17 protein-coding genes are annotated in these 18,467 nt (G+C 48.1%); 6 read left to right on the forward strand and 11 right to left on the reverse strand.

The window, feature by feature from the left end; translation table 11 throughout:
- Positions 1-314, forward strand: a 314-nt coding sequence (locus tag IQ217_RS17105; RefSeq protein WP_194020886.1) for a transposase, incomplete at its 5' end; no start/stop codon positions are given.
- Positions 315-397: 83 nt separating this feature from the next.
- Here IQ217_RS17105 and IQ217_RS17110 read toward each other — a convergent pair.
- The 3 genes from IQ217_RS17110 to IQ217_RS17120 form a co-directional block, all read right to left on the reverse strand.
- Positions 398-913, reverse strand: coding sequence for a DUF4269 domain-containing protein (locus IQ217_RS17110; RefSeq protein ID WP_194020888.1), 516 nt, complete (start codon positions 911-913; stop codon positions 398-400).
- 105 nt (positions 914-1,018) lie between these two features.
- The gene (locus tag IQ217_RS17115) at positions 1,019-1,786 is read right to left on the reverse strand and encodes a CPBP family intramembrane glutamic endopeptidase (protein ID WP_194020896.1); all 768 of its coding nucleotides are present in this window, start codon (positions 1,784-1,786) and stop codon (positions 1,019-1,021) included.
- A 261-nt stretch (positions 1,787-2,047) separates the two neighbouring features.
- The gene (locus IQ217_RS17120) at positions 2,048-3,739 is read right to left on the reverse strand and encodes an RNA-binding domain-containing protein (protein WP_194020898.1); all 1,692 of its coding nucleotides are present in this window, start codon (positions 3,737-3,739) and stop codon (positions 2,048-2,050) included.
- 362 nt (positions 3,740-4,101) lie between these two features.
- Between IQ217_RS17120 and IQ217_RS17125 the strand changes: the two genes are divergently transcribed.
- Complete coding sequence (locus tag IQ217_RS17125; protein WP_194020931.1) at positions 4,102-4,362, forward strand: hypothetical protein; 261 nt, start codon at positions 4,102-4,104, stop codon at positions 4,360-4,362.
- 276 nt (positions 4,363-4,638) lie between these two features.
- Entirely contained in the window at positions 4,639-5,922 is a 1,284-nt protein-coding gene (glyA, locus tag IQ217_RS17130) for a serine hydroxymethyltransferase (RefSeq protein ID WP_194020900.1), read from the forward strand.
- A gap of 3 nt (positions 5,923-5,925) precedes the next feature.
- On the opposite strand, the gene IQ217_RS17135 is transcribed toward glyA, so the two are convergent.
- A complete protein-coding gene (locus IQ217_RS17135) occupies positions 5,926-6,495 on the reverse strand; it encodes a plasmid pRiA4b ORF-3 family protein (RefSeq protein ID WP_194020902.1) in 570 nt (189 codons plus the stop codon).
- A 166-nt stretch (positions 6,496-6,661) separates the two neighbouring features.
- On the opposite strand from IQ217_RS17135, the gene dnaK reads away from it, so the two are divergent.
- Positions 6,662-8,983 (forward strand): molecular chaperone DnaK, encoded by a 2,322-nt coding sequence (dnaK, locus tag IQ217_RS17140; RefSeq protein WP_194020911.1) that lies wholly within the window; start codon positions 6,662-6,664, stop codon positions 8,981-8,983.
- Positions 8,984-9,091: 108 nt separating this feature from the next.
- Positions 9,092-10,009 carry a J domain-containing protein gene (locus IQ217_RS17145; protein WP_194020913.1) on the forward strand — a complete coding sequence of 306 codons (918 nt, stop codon included), beginning with the start codon at positions 9,092-9,094 and terminating at the stop codon, positions 10,007-10,009.
- 78 nt (positions 10,010-10,087) lie between these two features.
- Here the strand turns inward: IQ217_RS17145 and IQ217_RS17150 are convergent, their stop codons facing one another.
- On the reverse strand, positions 10,088-10,939 hold the full coding sequence (locus IQ217_RS17150; protein ID WP_194020915.1) for an alpha/beta fold hydrolase: 852 nt from the start codon (positions 10,937-10,939) through the stop codon (positions 10,088-10,090).
- A gap of 154 nt (positions 10,940-11,093) precedes the next feature.
- Here IQ217_RS17150 and IQ217_RS17155 point away from each other — a divergent pair, with 154 nt between their 5' ends.
- On the forward strand, positions 11,094-11,537 hold the full coding sequence (locus IQ217_RS17155; protein WP_190599603.1) for a hypothetical protein: 444 nt from the start codon (positions 11,094-11,096) through the stop codon (positions 11,535-11,537).
- Here the strand turns inward: IQ217_RS17155 and IQ217_RS17160 are convergent.
- The 6 genes from IQ217_RS17160 to IQ217_RS17185 form a co-directional block, all read right to left on the reverse strand.
- Positions 11,534-12,442, reverse strand: a complete 909-nt coding sequence (locus IQ217_RS17160) for a hypothetical protein (protein WP_194020917.1) — start codon at positions 12,440-12,442, stop codon at positions 11,534-11,536. The genes IQ217_RS17155 and IQ217_RS17160 overlap by 4 nt on opposite strands.
- Positions 12,443-12,785: 343 nt before the next feature.
- Complete coding sequence (locus IQ217_RS17165) at positions 12,786-13,535, reverse strand: phycobilisome rod-core linker polypeptide (RefSeq protein WP_190599605.1); 750 nt, start codon at positions 13,533-13,535, stop codon at positions 12,786-12,788.
- A 187-nt stretch (positions 13,536-13,722) separates the two neighbouring features.
- Complete coding sequence (locus IQ217_RS17170) at positions 13,723-14,301, reverse strand: phycobiliprotein lyase (RefSeq protein WP_190599606.1); 579 nt, start codon at positions 14,299-14,301, stop codon at positions 13,723-13,725.
- Positions 14,302-14,481: 180 nt separating this feature from the next.
- Positions 14,482-15,696 carry a tetratricopeptide repeat protein gene (locus IQ217_RS17175; protein WP_194020919.1) on the reverse strand — a complete coding sequence of 405 codons (1,215 nt, stop codon included), beginning with the start codon at positions 15,694-15,696 and terminating at the stop codon, positions 14,482-14,484.
- A gap of 218 nt (positions 15,697-15,914) precedes the next feature.
- On the reverse strand, positions 15,915-16,901 hold the full coding sequence (locus tag IQ217_RS17180; protein WP_194020921.1) for a PhoH family protein: 987 nt from the start codon (positions 16,899-16,901) through the stop codon (positions 15,915-15,917).
- 88 nt (positions 16,902-16,989) lie between these two features.
- On the reverse strand, positions 16,990-18,467 hold a 1,478-nt coding region (locus tag IQ217_RS17185), incomplete at its 5' end, for a cadherin domain-containing protein (protein ID WP_194020923.1).

Below are 18,467 nucleotides of genomic sequence, written 5' to 3' on the forward strand. Positions count from 1 at the left end.
CCCAGAAATGGGACCAGCGTTACCCTGCCATCAGTCAGCTCTGGTTCCATACCTGGGAGTTCATTATCCCGTTTTTTGATTATCCACCGGATATCAGGAGGGTAATTTATACCACTAATGCTATTGAGTCTCTCAATCGTTCTTTTCGTAAGGTCATTAAAACTAAGGGGGTTTTCCCTTCCCAAGACTCTCTACTCAAACTCTTATACCTGGCTTTGCAACGTATTTGCCGTAAATGGACTATGCCCATCCACCATTGGAAGGCGGCTCTTGCTTGTTTTGCTATTGAACACCCTAATTCTTTTCTTTTCTAATTTCCCCTTTACACAAATTTCTTGACACTCCCAAAAAACGTTACTCTGAAGTTCCGTCACCATCGCATTGTTATCCCTCGATTTCATTGTGTCGCAGTTAATGCCAACAATTCACGGTCGTTGGTTTGTTCAAGCCCAAGGATTGCCTGGTAAGGCTCACCGGACAATCCAAGAGCTTTGGCGAACGCAGGTTCAGTTTTCAAGCCAGAACGTTTCAATTCCGTCACGGTTGATTTTAGGTTAGGAGACAAAGCGAGCAACCGCCGTTCAATCCAAAAATGCCGTACGCCCCACTGTTTGTTTGTCGGAATTGGTTGGCAGAAAATCTCAACGTCCCATTCAAACGCATTGAACTGAACAATGATGGATTCATGATTTTGAAAAGTTCCGTGTCGAATTTGAAAGCCATCTTGAGATTCAAACTGACGCGTTGCGAATCCTGCGAATCGGTCAAGATCGCCACAATAACAAGCAATGTCGATATCGCTGTTGGAAACATCAATTCCAAGCGGCGGCGTTCCGATCACGACTGGGTCGAATAGACACAGGTTGGCCAGCAGGTCGAGATTCTCAATTGCTTTTTCGTAAGGGATTCGCATTGGGAATCAAAGCCAAGTGGGATAACGGTGCGATGCAAAGACTTGAACGGTAGACGAAGTTTGATCGTCCGCTCCAAGCGCATTTTTAGCTGACTGCCCCATACGCTACCTGAAACTCTTCAAATGATCAATCGTCGCCATCACTAGATGGACAGTAACATGAGCAATGATCGCTGCCTCAAGTCCCTTCTGCCAGTATAGATAACCCGCAATCAAACCGAAAAACGCATTCCCCACAATGATATACGTAATCAACGAAGCTGTTGCTTGAGAACTGAGTGTGAAGGCTAACGGTAAATGCCCTAATCCAAATGCGATCGCTGAAACACCAATGGCAAGAACAACATAGACAGTATCAGGATTTCCTTGCCCTTTTTGCAACACCCGCCATGCTGCCCATACAAGCAGCGACATCAAGCCCCACCGCATTAAGATTTCCTCGGTAATTCCTCCATAGAGAACACGAGCGAGTAAAGGTGTATTGTCAGACAATGCTTTTGCTTGGGCAACAAAATCATTGGGGAGTGAGGAACACCAAAGGAAAGATATCGTTGAAATCGCGACACCGCCGAATACTCCGCCCACCAAACCAGGAATCACCTGAGGCTGAATCGCTAAAATTGGCTGCTGAGCGCTACTTGCGAGTGCTTCAAGAAAAGGTGCTGATAACCCAACTTTATATGCCAAATTGACTCCTATTAAGACTGCGATCAATAATAAGAAAGTGGGTAAAATTAGGTTAATAAGCTTGATGACGATGATAGGTAGAGGAAGTTCTTCGGCAGAGATTGGCAGTGCAATCCAGATGGTGGAAATCACTCCTATCATGCCAATTAACCACAAAATAATGAATAGAATTGTCTTGGAAATCATGCTTGGCAAAACTTACGAAATGGACAGCGATGATCTTCTCACAGATAACTTTAAAATTATTGTCCTTATCTACCAAACGGAGCCAACCAACGGCCTCTGCATCAGCGGACGGTGATGCAAAATAAGCGTGAAGATATCGTGACAATCCGTTCCGAATGCATGAAGTAGTTAGACATGTACAGTGGAGCGAATTAAACAGTAACTATTGTACCGAAAGCGACAATTTTTTGGGTATTTTCTATAGTCATCGCTTGTAAAACTTTAAACCCCATCCTTTTTGATTAACCAACGTGAATTTCTAGACCTTCCAGTGCGGTAAACGTATTTTGCATTTCTAAGAAATGTGCTTGTATGAGCACTATTTTTATGCTCCAGAAGAGTAGTTATATCATCGTTTGATGCTTCTCCGAATTCCATCAGATAGTCATACAATTTAACATGTTTCATTGAAGTTGTAGTTACTGGAAAAGTTTTTCTTATGTCGAAAAAAGCATTCCATTTAGGACTCACTCTTATGTAGACTCCATCGTTACTTCCGCAAAATTCAATTTGTTCTATTCTATTAACTGATTCCTTTAGAGATATCCAATAATTTTCTGAAAGGTGGCGAATTCTTCTCTGTGCTTCATTAACAGAAATCGCCCCTTTTCTAAACAGACTATTAATTAAAATTAAATCGACTAAACCAAAGAGCTCAGGATTGCCTTGCACCAATACAAATATGCCTGGCAGAACCGATTCAGCTTGCATTGCAACTTCTACACAATTAAAAGATTCTCTAAATTTTGGAAATTCTCTTCCATAGATTAAAGAACCAAGCCCCATTCTCTTAACACCCATCCCAGCTCTATCAACAAGCTGAAATTGCATCATAAGCTTTGCCAATGCTTTATTTCTGTGCCTTGGTTGATGAAGCACAATGTTTTCTGATGTAACTCCACCATAGAAACTACCAGGATTTGTAATAGTCATTTTTGCTGAATCAAAATCAACAGAAATCATTCCGTCTATCGAATAATCTCTATGAACGATAGAATTAACAAAAGCCTCGTGAAATGCTTGAGAATCAAGAATTGTTGCACTGTAGCTCTTATCTTTAAATTTTATATCTTGATTTACATTGCAAAGATTAAAGTGCTCCTTAGCAAACCCTATAGATCTCCAGATACAGTCCTCCCAGACTTCATTTATAAGGAGGCTTCCTGATCGAGTTTTCCAACTAAATCTATATTCATAAGCACCTAACCATTGTTTAATAAAACTTGATTTACCTAAAAATAAAAGACCAGCTTTTGTAAGAGATCCGTTATTTGTAGCCCCAATTGCTTCTAAAAAGGCATATTTATCAGGCCGCGATTCTGTCGAAAAATTTTTCCTGATGCAGTAATCATCGTAAGCTCCACCTAATGCGATGGGATCTAAACAGTTATCTACATCTAAATTTAATACATCGGCACTCCAATCATAGTTTTGTAAATTATTTACTGCTCTCCTAACTTCGTCTGGCTCCATTGGACGACTTGATCTGCCGTCTCTAATGCAAACCTTTCCACTTGAGGTAGTTATTAAAGAATCCCGTCGGTGTGGAACATGAATAATCAAATAAAACTTACTTTCAAAATCTAAATACTCAGCATAGATCTCTAGTGATGGCTTTAGCTTACCTTTTAGTCGTTGTTCAATTTCAGTAGTGTCCCCTTGTTCAAATCCAACAAGCTGACTGAGCCAATTTTGTTGAGCTACATTAGAACTGTCTTTGATTCCAACAATGATAATTCCACCACAAAAATTGGCTAATGCTGACACTTCTTCAGCTAAATCTTTGGCATTATGCAGTGCATGAATATCTCTATATTCTTTAAATTCCACTTCTTCGCTCTCAAGTTGTTCACTAGGCGTAACTTTGCAAGCGGTTATTATTTTTCTTATTGAATCTTGATCTTTGATCCTCATGCTTTCTGAGTTTAGTGTTCTCTTTAAAACTAGGTCTAACTACTGATTATACTGACATTTTTTGTCTAGTCAACTCCTAGAGGACAAAAAACAGAAAGTTTATGTATACTTATTCTTTAAGGAATGATAACCAGAAATATTCTGAAGTAATATCCGATGGACAAACTTCCAAAAAAGCTCCTTGAACAAGTCCGCGATGTCATTCTTGTGAAGCATTACTTTATAATAAAACCAATTTTTTTAGACAGAAGTTCACTATAATTAAGACAAGTGTTTTATACTAAATTCAACTTTGCCACCTTGACGATAGCTAGGATAAATTATGACTACTGGCGTAAATTTTGAAATACGGAGAAGCGCTCATGGCAACCATCGAGACTGACCTGAAAGATATTCTGGCTAAGATTGATGCAAGATTAGATCGTATTGAAGCCAACCAGAATGAATTCAAGGTCTCCCAAGCTGAGATCAGGGGAGATATTAAAGCACTTGATGAAAAGGTATCCGGCATTGGTAAGCGCCTGGAAAATCAAGAATTTGCTAACAGGGGAATATTCGTAGCTGTCATACTCTCTCTGTTTGCAGGTGTGGCTAATTTATTCGGTATTTTCCAAAATCCTTGACCTCTGTGGAAAACTCGGCCCCCTTCTTAGCGGTCAGAACTCCAAGATTGGAGTCATGCTGGGGCTGGGACTGCATCGGAATATCATTGTCAACAGAGGATTTTAGGAGTAGTGAGATATTAATTGCAGCGCCCACTCGATAAGTTTGAAGGAATAATTGGTGCTTCGAGCTTGGGTTTTGTAGGCGTTGGCCAAACTCTAGCGATGGTAAACTTAATAAATATTCAAGAAGCGCGGTGCTTTCCGCCCCCAGCACTGTTTACAGGAAGATCAGACGTGAATCAAACCAACCTCGATTTTTTAGCCACTAGTGACCCTGCCCTTGCGGCCATCATTGACCGGGAATTGCAACGGCAACGCACCCACATTGAACTAATTGCCAGCGAAAATTTCACCTCAGCGGCGGTAATGGCGGCCCAGGGTTCTGTCCTAACCAATAAATACGCCGAAGGTCTGCCCGGTAAGCGCTATTACGGCGGTTGTGAATTTGTGGATCAGGCGGAAAGCTTAGCCATTAGTCGAGTGAAGGAATTGTTCGGGGCAGGCCACGCTAACGTCCAGCCCCACTCCGGGGCCCAAGCTAATTTCGCCGTATTCCTAACCCTGCTCCAGCCCGGCGACACCATCATGGGCATGGATCTGTCCCACGGCGGCCATTTAACCCACGGCTCCCCCGTCAATGTGTCCGGTAAATGGTTCAAAGTGGCCCATTACGGCGTGGAAAAAGAGACGGGGCGGTTGGATTATGAAAAAATTCGCCAACAGGCCCTGGAAGTTAAACCCAAATTGCTCATTTGTGGCTACTCTGCCTATCCCCGACAAATTGAGTTTGATAAATTCCGGGCGATCGCCGATGAGGTGGGGGCATACCTAATGGCGGACATTGCCCACATTGCCGGTTTAGTAGCTTCAGGACACCATCCCAGTCCCTTGCCCTATTGCGATGTCGTCACCACCACCACCCATAAAACCCTGCGGGGACCCCGGGGCGGTCTGATCATGACCAATAACGAAGAATTGGGCAAAAAATTCGACAAATCCGTCTTTCCTGGTACCCAAGGCGGCCCCTTGGAGCACGTCATTGCTGCTAAAGCGGTGGCCTTTGGGGAGGCGCTCAAGCCTGAATTTAAGACCTACTCCGGCCAAGTGATTGCCAATGCCCAAGCCATGGCGGATCAATTACAAAAACGGGGTTTTGACCTGGTTTCCGGCGGTACCGATAACCATTTAATGTTGGTGGATCTCCGTTCTATCGCCATGACCGGCAAGGTGGCGGATCAACTATTGGGAGAAATCAACATCACTGCCAATAAAAACACCGTGCCCTTTGACCCCGAATCGCCCTTTGTCACCAGCGGTTTGCGCCTTGGTTCCCCCGCCATGACCACCAGGGGGATGCAGGAAAATGAGTTCCGCACCATTGCCAACATCATTGCCGATCGCCTCCTGTCCCCCGAAAATGAAGCCGTTAAGGCAGATTGTTTGCAGCGGGCCGGTGAACTCTGTGCCGGTTTCCCTCTCTATGATCACCTCCGCATTCCCGTAGCGGCGATCGCCTAATTTTTAACATTCCCGGAGGCATTCATTAATCCTTTTAAGACTGACCTCCTGGGGATCAAAATTTCCCCCCAACCATTCCAATCGATCCTCGCGTTCAGGATGTTGAGGGTCTTGGAGAATCTCTAACAGTTCTTCATATCCCCAAATACCGCCGCAGTCCTCCGGGGGGCAGGCCCGCACTGCTTTCAAACAAAATGGGTAGTGCTGGTCTTCTTGCCGGGGGAGAATTTTTTCGACCAGGATTTCGTGATACCAATCATCCCCGAAGTCATAGACATAGCGAAACTTGTATTTTTCGGCCAGATTCAAGCCCGACAACTTCACTTTACTTTCATCTTCGTAATCCGTCTCGTCTATGTAGGGGTCTATCGGGCCATATTCCTGGCCGTCAACGAAAAAAGAGTGGAGATGGTAATTAAACCAGCCCATGGAATCTTGGATGATGTTATGTAATTTATTCAAAGTGGTGTCACTGGGCACCTGCACCCTCCGCCAAATGGGAGGCTTGGCCCCCAACAGGGAAATTTTTAGCTGATAGACTGTGGCATCAGCACCTTGTTTTTTTCCAGCCATGGCTTGATAGTTAGGTAACTAAAACTCTTTGAGCGATCAAATGAAGTCTACTCGACCACAAGGGCATCTCCCCCACCTTCTATAATGGTCTGGCAAGGGCCTAGCACCACTAAATATTAAATGCAGATTAATTGCCCTCCCGAACTTTGGGAGTAAAGAAAACAACATGGGAAAAGTCGTCGGAATTGACCTTGGAACCACCAACTCAGTTGTTGCCGTTATGGAAGGCGGCAAACCCATTGTCATTGCCAATGCGGAAGGGATGCGCACCACCCCGTCTGTGGTGGGTTTCAACAAAGAAGGGGAATTGGTGGTGGGCCAAATGGGCCGGCGACAAGCGGTACTCAACCCCCAAAACACATTCTATGGCGTGAAACGCTTTATGGGGAGACGCTACGCCGATCTTACCCCCGAATCTAAACGAGTAGCCTATACTATCCGTCGCGATGACCGGGACAATATTAAGGTCCGTTGTCCTCGGCTGAAAAAAGACTTTGCCCCGGAAGAAATTTCGGCCATGATTTTGCGTAAGTTGGCCGAAGAAGCCAGCCGTTACCTGGGGGAAAAGGTTACTGGAGCAGTGATTACGGTGCCCGCCTACTTTAACGACTCCCAACGGCAGGCCACCAGGGATGCGGGTAAAATTGCCGGGCTGGAGGTGTTACGGATTATCAATGAACCCACCGCCGCTTCCTTGGCCTACGGGTTAGACCAGGGCAGAATGCAAAAAATCCTGGTGTTCGACCTCGGTGGTGGTACCTTTGACGTTTCCGTGTTGGAAGTTGGGGACGGCATTTTTGAAGTTAAGGCCACCAGCGGCGATACCCAATTGGGCGGTAATGATTTCGATCGCCGCATTGTGGATTGGTTGGCAGAAAAGTTTTTAGAAACGGAGAAAGTGGATTTACGGCAGGATCGCCAGGCCCTGCAACGGTTAACGGAGGCGGCGGAAAAAGCCAAAATTGAACTGTCTGGGGTCAGTACCACGGAAATTAATTTGCCCTTCATTACTGCTACGGAGGATGGGCCTAAGCATTTAGAAACCCAATTGAGCCGTTCTGAATTTGAAGACCTATGCGGTGATCTGGTCACCCGTCTGCAAAGACCGATCAAACGAGTATTGAAGGATGCGGGCTTAAGTCCGGTGCAAATCGATGAAGTGGTGCTGGTGGGGGGAGGCACCAGGATGCCCATGGTCAAGGGTTTAGTGCGCAGTTTCATTGACCGGGAACCCAACGAAAACGTTAACCCCGATGAAGTGGTGGCGATCGGTGCGGCCATCCAGGCGGGTATTTTGGACGGGGAAGTGAAAGATATTCTGCTGTTGGACGTAACGCCCCTTTCCTTTGGGCTGGAAACCATTGGCGGCGTGATGAAAAAATTACTGCCCCGTAACACCACCATTCCAGTACGGAAATCAGATATCTTTTCCACCGGGGAAAATAATCAGACTGTGGTGGAAATCCATGTGCTCCAAGGGGAAAGGGAAATGGCCAGCGATAATATTTCCCTCGGTCGCTTTAAACTGAGCGGTATTCCGCCGGCCCCCAGGGGAGTGCCCCAGGTGCAGGTTTCCTTCGACATTGATGCCAACGGTATTTTGCAGGTGACAGCGAGGGACAAAACCACTGGGCGGGAACAAAGCATCACTGTCCAAGGGGCTTCCATTCTCAGTGAAGGGGAAGTCAATCGCATGATCCAAGAGGCGGAAACCTTTGCTGCCCAAGACCGGGAACGGCGGGAACGGATTGAAAAACGCAATAGTGCCAAGGCGCTAACGGACCAGGCCCAGCGGCGACTCAAGGAAGTTACCCTGGACTTTGGCAGTGCTTTCACTGTGTCCTACCGCCGCCAAGTGGATGCCTTGTGCAGCGAAATTTTAGATAGTTTGGAGAAGGATGATGAGCGTCGGCTAGACCGGGCCCAGGCGGATTTGCAGGATGTGCTCTACGAACTTAACCGGGAAGTGCGCCTGCAGTATGACGATAAGGAAGAAGGCTTTTTTGAAGCAATTAAGAAAACCTTCACCGGCGATTTCGATGACGAGGAAGACTACTACAGCCGTCGCCCCGCTCCCAGGGACGATTATCGGGGGGGCAATGATTACGGTCGCTATGACGATTACAACTACAGCGCCCCTTCCCGTCGAGAAGCTCCCATGCCCAGGGCTGGCGCTGGTCGGGGGCCTTCCTTGAGCAAAGACTACCGTTCCCCGGCCTATGCTGATTGGGACCAAGCCCGAGTTACCCGTCAACGCCCCTACCGAGGGGACAGCCTAGGGGATAACTACGACGATCGCCGTTCTAGCCCCAACCCCCCAGATGACTACTCCAGAGGCGATCGCCAACAGGATTATAACTATCGGGAAAATCCCCCCAGCCGCTCCGGTCGAGGAGGCAATGGCCGCTATGGGGAACGCCCTGCCCAGCCCGGTCGTAATGCACCGTTGCAAAATGGCTGGGATGACGATGATGATGACTGGTTCTAAAACCCCAAGTCCTTTGACCGACGGCAGGACAAACCATTAACGATCTGACCCTGTAACCTTGATCTAAGTTAGTTTGAGTGGATTGAGCGAGTATTTTCTGGCAACCCTATGGAACAAGTGCGGAATTATTATCAAATTTTGGGAGTTCCCCGCAGTGCCACCACTGAAGAGATTAAAAAATCTTTTCGGAAATTAGCTCGTCAGTATCACCCTGATGTCAACCCCAACGACAAAACGGCGGAAGAAAAGTTTAAAGACATCAACGAGGCCTACGATGTCCTTTCCGATGAAAGTAAGCGCCGGGAGTTGGACAGCCGTTTATTTGGGCGGTTTCGCCGTCCCCCCACCAGCCGTTTTACCCCTAATAGTAACGGTGGGCGATCGCCTAGTGCCAGCAATGGTCAATTTCGTACTGCCAATGGCCGGCCCACTCCCCGACAACCGGCGGAATCGTGGCAGGATTTTAGCGCCAACCGTCGCACAAAAGTGGTGTCCCCGGCTCGCCCTGTGCCTAGGGACGTGGAAGCCAATTTGACTCTGCCGTTGGAGAAGGCCTATCGGGGAGGGAAAGAAAGAATTCGTTTGGAAGATGGCCGTTCTTTGGAAGTGGAAATGCCTGGGGGCATGGGGGATGGGCAACGGATTCGCCTCAAGCAACAGGGTATTAACGGCGGTGATTTATATCTGAAAATTAACCTTTCTCCCCACCCTTTATTTATGCTCCAGGGTACGGACATTGCTTGCCAAGTGCCAGTGACCCCCAGTGAAGCTATTTTGGGCGGCGCTATTGAGGTAATGACCATTGACGGCCTGGTAAAAATGACTGTGCCAGCGGGATTAAAAAATGGTCAAAAACTACGTTTGGCCAAAAAAGGCTTTCCCAACAGTAAAGGCGATCGGGGGGACCAGTTGGTGGAAATTCGCGTGGAAATTCCCCCGGAACCCAGCCCAGAAGAGTTGGAGCTTTACCGTAGCATTCGGGAAAAGGAAACCTTTAATCCCCGGCAAAAGTTCTTTGACTTCTAACCCCTAGATTCTCCCGCTGTTCACAATCATTTTGAGCTTTATGATGACCAGTCTTGTCTGCCGCCAATGCCATCGCTTTTAGGTAATTTGTCTGCGGAAAAAGGTTTGTAGAGTTTCTCCGACTTCCTGGGGAAAATGCTCCTGGGGATAGTGTTTGGCTTCTGGTAATTTGACCAACTCCAGATGACTAGCTCCCTGCACTAACTGTTCAATGGGTTCCACCGGCAGCCATTTATCCGCCGTTCCCCAGATTAAGCAGGTGGGTTTTTGCCATTCTCCCCGCAGGCGATCGCCGATTTTAGCCAGATCATTGGTGGTGGGCAAGTTTTTAGTGGCGGCCATAAGGGCCCGACCGGCGGCGGAGGTTTTTAGCCAGGGTTTACGATAGGTATTTAACCTCTCATCGCTGATGACAAAACCACTGCCCCCCTCTAAAGTGCGGTCAATAATCAGGGGATCCTGGGTGACCATATCCCCCACCAGAGGAATGGTCCATTGACGCATAGGCCAGGGCAACGATACGGGGGGAATAACGGGGGTGTTAAGAATAGCGAGCCGCTCAATTTGCTCTGGGTGGTTGAGGGCATATTCGATACCCACTGTGGCTAAAAATCCCTGCACCACTAGGGAAATTTTGGGCAGTTCCAGAGCTTCTAAAAATTCTCCCAATGTCTGTTCATAGGCCGCTGTGGTGTAGGCAAAATCCCGTTTGTCCAAGATGTCAGAAAAGCCAAAGCCCAACCAATCCGGGGCGATCGCCCTCAGCCCCTTTTCCGCCAATAGAGGCATGACCCCAGTCCAACACAAACTTTGGCTCGGTAAACCGTGCAACAAGACAATGGGAGCGGCGTCAGTGGACTGGATTGGTTCAATCTGGCGGTAAAACCAGTGAAACTGTCCCACTTCAAGGGTCTGTTCGGAAATTTTCACGGAGGTTTGCTATCCTATGGAATCAATTCTGGGCCATTAATTTTCCCATTTCCTGTCCCCATGCCACACCCCATGGTTATTGGTCGCCAGGCTTATCCGATCCCAATCCAGCCCCTGGCCAAAGGTTAACTTTCCAGCAGGAGACATTTCGTCAATGAATGCGGCAGAACAAGCCATTGGAGTCGCCACCGCCACCAAAATCGCCGCCGTGGTGAACCTCTTTAAAGCCCAATTTCCCGACGCTAGAGCTGACCTTGCTCCGTGGCAAGGCGATCGCCAGACCCAAGCCCAGGTGGACCCCCACTCCATCGACATTGGCTTCCATCTGCCTGGTTGGAGTCCCCGCTACCAGAGCCGCAGTATCCTGGTGCAAATTCGTTTCCATCCAGACCCCGCCGACAAATCGCCGAAAATCATTGGCATTGAAACCGTCGGCATCAATCACCAAGGGCAAGCCTGGCGACTATCGACGGTGGACAACTGGCAGGTGGTAGGCAAATATCTTCCTGCCCAGGATGTGGGGGAAAAACTGCGCCAATTCACCCGCCAAGCCTTTGAGCTTTTCCAACCAGTTGATCGCCCCGGTGCCCCTTCCTAGCGCATGGATTGTACCCCGCTCCAACTGCGGCTGACCCGTTTACCGTAGGCAATTACTGCCGGAGCTTTCGCCGGTTGGACTTTGCCGTCTAGGGCAACGCTCACCAGGGAATTACCGTCCTCTTCTTGGTCAAAATGGCTCACTTGAAAAAGCACCTGATGGGGATCCCCCTGATGCCAACCCAGTAAGGTGGCACTGAATTCCATATTCGTCTTCGGCATGGCACTGAGGGTACGAATGTCGCCCCCCTGCCAGACCACGCCATAATCGCTAATGTCCGAAGAATTAAACGCCCCTTCCATCTGCCGGGCCAATAGGCGATCGCCTTCCTCAGACCAGGAAGCTGGCAAAAGAATGGAAATTACCCCCGCCATTTCCGGACTATCTTCCCCTACTTTTTGTAAGTAGCTGGCAATGGGGGAACTGGCCCGCACCACCTGCAACTTACCCGTAGCCAAATTTTCAACAAACATTACCCCCAACACCTTCGATTCGTAGGAATTGGGCTCCGCCCGCACCTCAATGCGACTGTAAGCTGCATATTGTCCCGAAGGAGAAACTAAGGCTGGACTGCGGTAGTAGCGCAATCCCGACCGTTGCTGTTCCGCGTAGTCCTGCTGGGTACGCACAATCCAACTCCAGGGCACCGGGTAGGGACTGTCCAAGGGATCCACTTCCCTGGTATCAGTCACATTGAGCAAAAAATTATCGTCAGTAATTCCCACCGGGGTAAAGGGCTTAAAGCCATTGTCCAACAGTAACGGCTGGGGTTGATTAGGGGTTAAAGGGGTTAAATTAGCGGCGATCGGCGAATTAGCTAAGGCGGGGGTAGCAGTGGCGGCAATCATGAGCATGGCGGCGAGGGGAAGACGGGAACGCAGAGCACGGCAAATAGGGGCAATCATGGGGGACTCCACTCTGGGAAAATTACTACCACAACCAACATCAAACCCTAGGTCAGTGAGGAGTTGGCATTGGGGGCAAGTATAAGTTTTTAGTCTGGGATTATTGGCAGAGGTTCCATAATTGTTAGAAGACTTCACAATTTCCCTCACATTAGTTTCCGCCGATGGTTCGATTAAGTATTTACACTCAGGTACTTGTCCAAAAATGGCCAAAAAAAAGGGACTAGCAAACAGTCCCAGCTAAAACAATTATTTGATTTTTCCGTTTAATTTTTAGGACAGAAAAATAAGTAACTATCCACGCCAGGAATGCACTAATCCTTCAACCCTCTGACCTGAGTGCCTAGCGACGGGGCACAGAAGCTTCGATGTTGATATTTTGGGCCGAAACCTTGGGAATGGTATTGGCGGCAGGGTTGATACTGCGGGCCATGCCCAGGAAATTCATCGGATTGCCAGCGGTAAGCTTTTTCTCCTGGGGAATAAAACGACGCACTTCGTTCTGCCAAACGATTTGGGGGAAGCCCAATTGGCGACGGTGGTAAGCATCGTACCGGGGAGATTTGATGTTAAAGGGCAATTCACCCGCTTCCCGACCGGGAAGGTTGCGACGACGTTGGTAGGGAACCGTGTCATAGCCAAAGTTGTTGAGGTACTCATCGCTGTTGAGAAGATCGTCAATCAACCCTTGATAGCCCTTGGTGGCGACCACAATGGACCAAGCGATTTTTTCTCGTTCACTGTAAACGTCCCGTCCTAGAATCTTCTGTACACAGTGCTCAACGAAGCGGTAGTTACTATTTTTTTCGTAGAAGCTACTGCGGAAGGTGTTGGAAAGCAACAATCCCCGCACAAAATCCCGTACAGTAATTTGGCCGTTACGCAGTTGGGACTCAAGGACTTTTTCCCGGTCCCACTTGAACGCATGGAAAAATATTTGACGATAGGTCGCTTCGATTAGGTTATCCATATCGCTGCTGGAGAGGATGTTTTCCGTGGTGAAAACAACAGGCTTCTCTTCGGAGCCAATTTCATAACCTTCAACCCTCACATTCTGACTTTTGGGGGCGTAGTTCAATAGGGGAAGAGCCAAGTGTAAACCTCCGTGATCTTAAAGAAGAGCTTGATAATGAGTTAGTTTAAATAATAAGGGGGAAGGGTCCTGATCGTTGGCAAATATTACAATTTATTACAATTTTTGTCCTCCCATTCAGGGTTGACCAAATTCCTTAGATGGCCTGGCAGGACAATCAAATTTTCCAGACAGGGGCTAGACGAGCCTACCAGCCGCAGAATTGTTCGTAGGCGGGGGAAGGGGAAGTTGGTACAGTACTTTCCTCTTTGACCCGCATTTCCGTACAGTAGGTGGCGGTGTTAAAGCCCCCAAACCTTTGCACAGTACTGGTTCTGAGGCGCATATCTGGGTTGGCAAACCAGAACCTTTCAATGGTGGTCATGGTTTCATATTCCGTTACGAGAACCAAGGCTTCCTCTTCGTCGATGTGATAGCGACCGGCGATGGGCACAATTTCCGCATAGCCCCGCTCCCGCAGTAATTGTCCCTGTTGGGGATTGTCTTCGTCAGGAATGAGGGCAAATACCGTTGTTCCTTCATGGTTTTCATCCTCTTTATCCCAAGCCATGGCACTTTCCCAGCGGACGAAGGCTCCCCCCACGGCTTTGGCCGGGTCGCAGCTGTGCATTTCACAAATCTCGACAATCTTTTGATCATCGGCGCCCAGGGCTTCGACAAAAATTTCCGAGGTACCGGTTTCTGCTCGACGGAAGGCAAGATGATGGGTGGTACGTTGCGATCGCCAGTTGCCAGAACTATTGCGAAAGAATTCCATTGCATCCACGATGATTAACTCCTGAAAAACGAAAAAAGGTCAAAATATGCCATTTGAAAGGCCCAGGTTTAGTCTGTTTCCCCCAAAGCTCCAGAGCGGGAAAATTAGGAACTTTTTCCTCCCATGGGCTGGGGGAGGGGGGTAACGGCTCCATTGTCTGAACCCGTAGGGTGACAATACCTGGACTAATTAAAGATTATCCAGCTTTTCTTGGGTCCGGTCACTGCCAGCAGTGTTGCCCTGGGCCTGGTAAAGTTTTTGGGCTTCCCCAAAGGATTTTTTGGCCAGGTCAATTTTTTCATCCACTGCGTAGGCTTCCCCCAACAGATAATAAAAGTCAGCGTTACTGGGTTGAAGGCGGGTCAGATCCCGAAACACCCAAATGGCTTCGGCGGGATTGTCCAGTTCTAAATACATGCGACCAGTGCCAATTTTAGCGGCGATCGCCGTAGGTTCATTGCGGAGAGCTTGTTTGTAGGCATCCAGGGCCCCGGCAAAATTTCCTTCCCGTTCCAGTAGTTCCGCCCAGGTGAGGTAGAGGGAAAAGCTACGCCAATCGGGGTTGAGACGGGGTTCCAAAATGCGACGGGCCGCCACCAGATTTCCCTGGGCCAAGTAGGCTTTGCCCAACTGTAAATTGAGCTCAGGGCGGTTGGGAAATAGTTTGAGAGCTTGGCTATTGAAGGTAATTAACTGCTCATACTCATTACTTTGCAGCAGGGCAGCCCCCATCATCACCGCCGCCTCTTCATTGTCCGATTGCAGACGATGAATTTCGTTATATATTTGGCGCACCCGACCATAGTCCCCCTGTTGGAGCATGATCACCCCCAGAGCGAGACGATACTTCACCGATGCTGGGGCGTTGGGGCCAAGGCTGATGGCGGTGGCATAGGCGCTGGCGGCTTCACTTAATCTTCCTTGGCGAGCATAGCTAAAACCCAAACCATCATAGTATTCGGGGTTATTGGGATTCACCCGCAAAGCCTGTTGAAAACTTTGGGTTGCTTCGGCAAACTGTCCCTGGCGGGCATAAAGATAACCCATGCTACCGAACAGTTCGGCGTTCTCCCCATCTAGGCTGGCGGCCTGTTGGTAAATGGCGATCGCCTGGGGAAAATTACCGTTATCCACATAGGCCTTACCCTGCCGCAGTAGTTCATTAAACTGCCTTCTGTCTTCGGTTGCTGACCGTTGGGCCAACTGAACCGGGGGAGTAATAATGGTGGCATTGGGGTCGAAACGGCTTTGGGCCAGGGCCCCAGGGGATTGGGCCGAAACGGCGGCACTGAATAATAGGGGAATTAGACCGCCTCCCATCAATAGTTGTTTTCCTGACCAGAGGTAGCGTAAATTCATCGAAAAACTAGTGGTGAAACTCCGCCCCAGGGGACGGCTTGGCATTTGTTAGCTTTTGCTTAATTTCATTTGGGGAATTAGACAAAAATTCTCGGTGAGCGGTTCATTCGCCCCCGATTTTACCTCACACCACATTGGCGATCGCCCTGGCCATGGCCACGGATTCACGCCCGCATCAGTGTACATCAAAGTTTTGCCCCTGGGAAAATTGCCCCTAGGGATGGCCTGGCTTTGGTTGGGAAAAACCCTTGGGGATCAAGCCTTTACGCGGAAAACTTCGGGGTGGGCGGACCGGCATTTTCGGAGCGTTCGTAGGCTTCCACAATCCTTTGCACCAGGGGATGGCGCACCACATCTGCCTGATTGAGGTAACAAAAAGCCACCCCTTCCACATCCTTAAGAATGGTTTGGGCCACCTGGAGACCGGACTTTTGATGGTTGGGTAAATCCGTTTGGGTCACATCCCCAGTCACAATCATTTTCGAGCCAAAACCAAGGCGGGTTAAAACCATTTTGAGTTGGGCCGGGGTCGTATTTTGGGCCTCGTCCACGATGACAAAGGCATTGGTCAAAGTCCTGCCCCGCATATAGGCCAGGGGAGCCACTTCAATTTTGCCCCGCTCCATCAGGTCGGGAATTTTTTCCGGCTCGATGAATTCATACAAAGCATCGTAGAGGGGCCGCAAAAATGGATCCACCTTTTGTTGCAGGTCCCCCGGCAGAAAGCCTAATTTTTCCCCCGCTTCCACCGCTGGTCTAGTCAAAATCAGGCGATCGCATTCATTATTCAATAAAGCTTGCACTGCCAACACCGCCGCCAAAAAGGTTTTCCCTGTGCCTGCTGGGCCAATGCAAAAGGTGACGTCATGCTTTTGGATTGCTTTGATATATTGCCGTTGACGGAAAGTTTTAGCCCGGACAATTTCTCCCCGCCGGGTTTTGGCCAACACCGTTTTTTGGAGGGCTTGGTATTCCTCCTGTTTACCCGTATCTAGGGCATGGAAAGCAGTCATTAAATCCGGCCGGGAAATGGCCTTGGCGTTCTGCCAGTAGGGAGCCAGGGCTTGGAGCACTGCCATCACCCTGGCCACAGCTTTTTCGGTGCCGACCACCATCAGTTCTTGCCCCCGCAAAATCAACTTAGCGCCGGTGTGGTGGGCCAAATAGGTTAGATTGTCTTCTCCGCTTCCTGCCAAGGCGATCGCGCTATCGGGGCTCGGCAATTGCAGGGTGGCGGTGGTTTGGGACATAAAGGGGGCAACTAAGGATGGGATTGAGTCGAGTATATGGCCTAGGCGACAGACCTTGCCATCTTTTGCTATTCCCACCGAAAACAGCCTACAGGCTAATGCCAAAAAGGCTTTCAACAGTGGCTATTTCGACTGGATTAGGGGTAAAAACATTGGAAGAAATCCAGTTCCAATTATTATCCGTTCGCCAAATTCCTATTTCGCCTGTGTCAAAATTTTGCCATAAAACTCGGTTGATATTTTCAATCCTTTCTGCTGCTAACGCTTGCCAACTGCCAAACTGATTCTCAAATGGTTCGCCTAAAAATTTAATGGGAGTCACCAAATCATCTCCGGGCTGAACATAGTAAGTACCAAAAATTCCCTGTAAGAGACTGACACCACCTTGATTTTCTACAATGGTGTATTGATCGCCAATGAGAAAATCTCCATTAATGTCTGTCCCAAATAACAATTCAGTATTAAAGGTTCTTGAAGATTTTACTTGCCATGTGTCAGAAGAAATCCAGTTCCAATTATTATCAGTGAGCCAGATGCCAACCTCATCAGTAGCTTGGTTATACCAAAGCACTTGATTAAGTCCATCGATAGTTTCCGTATCTAAAATTTCCCAGTCTGCGGATTGTTCAACAGAGAATGGCTGATTTTGAAACAAAAGAGCTTGGCGAGTACCATCTAAAAATTGAGCAAAGAAAAAGCCATTTTCAATAACGGCAATATTGTCATCTGTGATTGCTAGCGTAATCTGTTGCTCCATAGCGGGATTAACGCCATCACTAGCAGTGACGGTGAATTTATAGCTAGATTGCGTTTCAAAATCTGGATTACCAATCAAGGTAACTTTCCCTGTTGTGGAGTCAATGCTGAAAGATGTGGCATCATCCCCTGGTTTCAAACCAAAGGTTACCCCTCCACTGATATCCGCACTATCATCCGCTGTTACTTGATAAATTACCTGACCAGCTCCACTGTTTTCGGCGATCGCCTTTGCAATGTTCCCAGAAGTAATAATAGGAGCTACTTCATCGAGGTTGTTGATAGTTAAATTGACCAATTGCTCCGTAGCGGGATTAACGCCGTCGCTGGCAGTGACTGTGAATTTATAGCTAGATTGCGTTTCAAAATCTGGATTGCCAATTAACTTAACTTTCCCTGTTGTGGAGTCAATGCTGAAAGATGTGGCATCATCCCCTGGTTTCAAACCAAAGGTTACCCCCCCACTGATATCCGCACTATCATCTGCTGTTGCTTGGTAAATTACTTGACCAGCTCCACTGTTTTCATCAATGGGTGTTGCGGTATCGCCCGATGTGATAGTTGGAGCTACTTCATCTAGATTGTTGACAGCCAAGTTAACCAATTGCTCCGTAGCAGGATTAACGCCATCACTAGCAGTGACGGTGAATTTATAGCTAGATTGCGTTTCAAAATCTGGATTGCCAATTAACTTAACTTTCCCTGTTGTGGAGTCAATGCTGAAAGATGTGGCATCATCCCCTGGTTTCAAATCAAAGGTTACTCCCCCACTGATATCCGCACTATCATCTGCTGTTGCTTGGTAAATTA

The organism is Synechocystis salina LEGE 00031 (assembly GCF_015207985.1).
Classification (GTDB): domain Bacteria; phylum Cyanobacteriota; class Cyanobacteriia; order Cyanobacteriales; family Microcystaceae; genus Synechocystis; species Synechocystis salina.

Bases quoted from the DNA above. Each gene is read 5' to 3' on its own strand.
- IQ217_RS17110 (WP_194020888.1), bottom strand. From the start codon at position 913: ATGCGAATCCCTTACGAAAAAGCAATTGAGAATCTCGACCTGCTGGCC.
- IQ217_RS17115 (WP_194020896.1), bottom strand. From the start codon at position 1,786: ATGATTTCCAAGACAATTCTATTCATTATTTTGTGGTTAATTGGCATG.
- IQ217_RS17120 (WP_194020898.1), bottom strand. From the start codon at position 3,739: ATGAGGATCAAAGATCAAGATTCAATAAGAAAAATAATAACCGCTTGC.
- IQ217_RS17125 (WP_194020931.1), top strand. From the start codon at position 4,102: ATGGCAACCATCGAGACTGACCTGAAAGATATTCTGGCTAAGATTGAT.
- IQ217_RS17135 (WP_194020902.1), bottom strand. From the start codon at position 6,495: ATGGCTGGAAAAAAACAAGGTGCTGATGCCACAGTCTATCAGCTAAAA.
- dnaK (WP_194020911.1), top strand. From the start codon at position 6,662: ATGGGAAAAGTCGTCGGAATTGACCTTGGAACCACCAACTCAGTTGTT.
- IQ217_RS17145 (WP_194020913.1), top strand. From the start codon at position 9,092: ATGGAACAAGTGCGGAATTATTATCAAATTTTGGGAGTTCCCCGCAGT.
- IQ217_RS17155 (WP_190599603.1), top strand. From the start codon at position 11,094: ATGAATGCGGCAGAACAAGCCATTGGAGTCGCCACCGCCACCAAAATC.
- IQ217_RS17160 (WP_194020917.1), bottom strand. From the start codon at position 12,442: ATGATTGCCCCTATTTGCCGTGCTCTGCGTTCCCGTCTTCCCCTCGCC.
- IQ217_RS17175 (WP_194020919.1), bottom strand. From the start codon at position 15,696: ATGCCAAGCCGTCCCCTGGGGCGGAGTTTCACCACTAGTTTTTCGATG.
- IQ217_RS17180 (WP_194020921.1), bottom strand. From the start codon at position 16,901: ATGTCCCAAACCACCGCCACCCTGCAATTGCCGAGCCCCGATAGCGCG.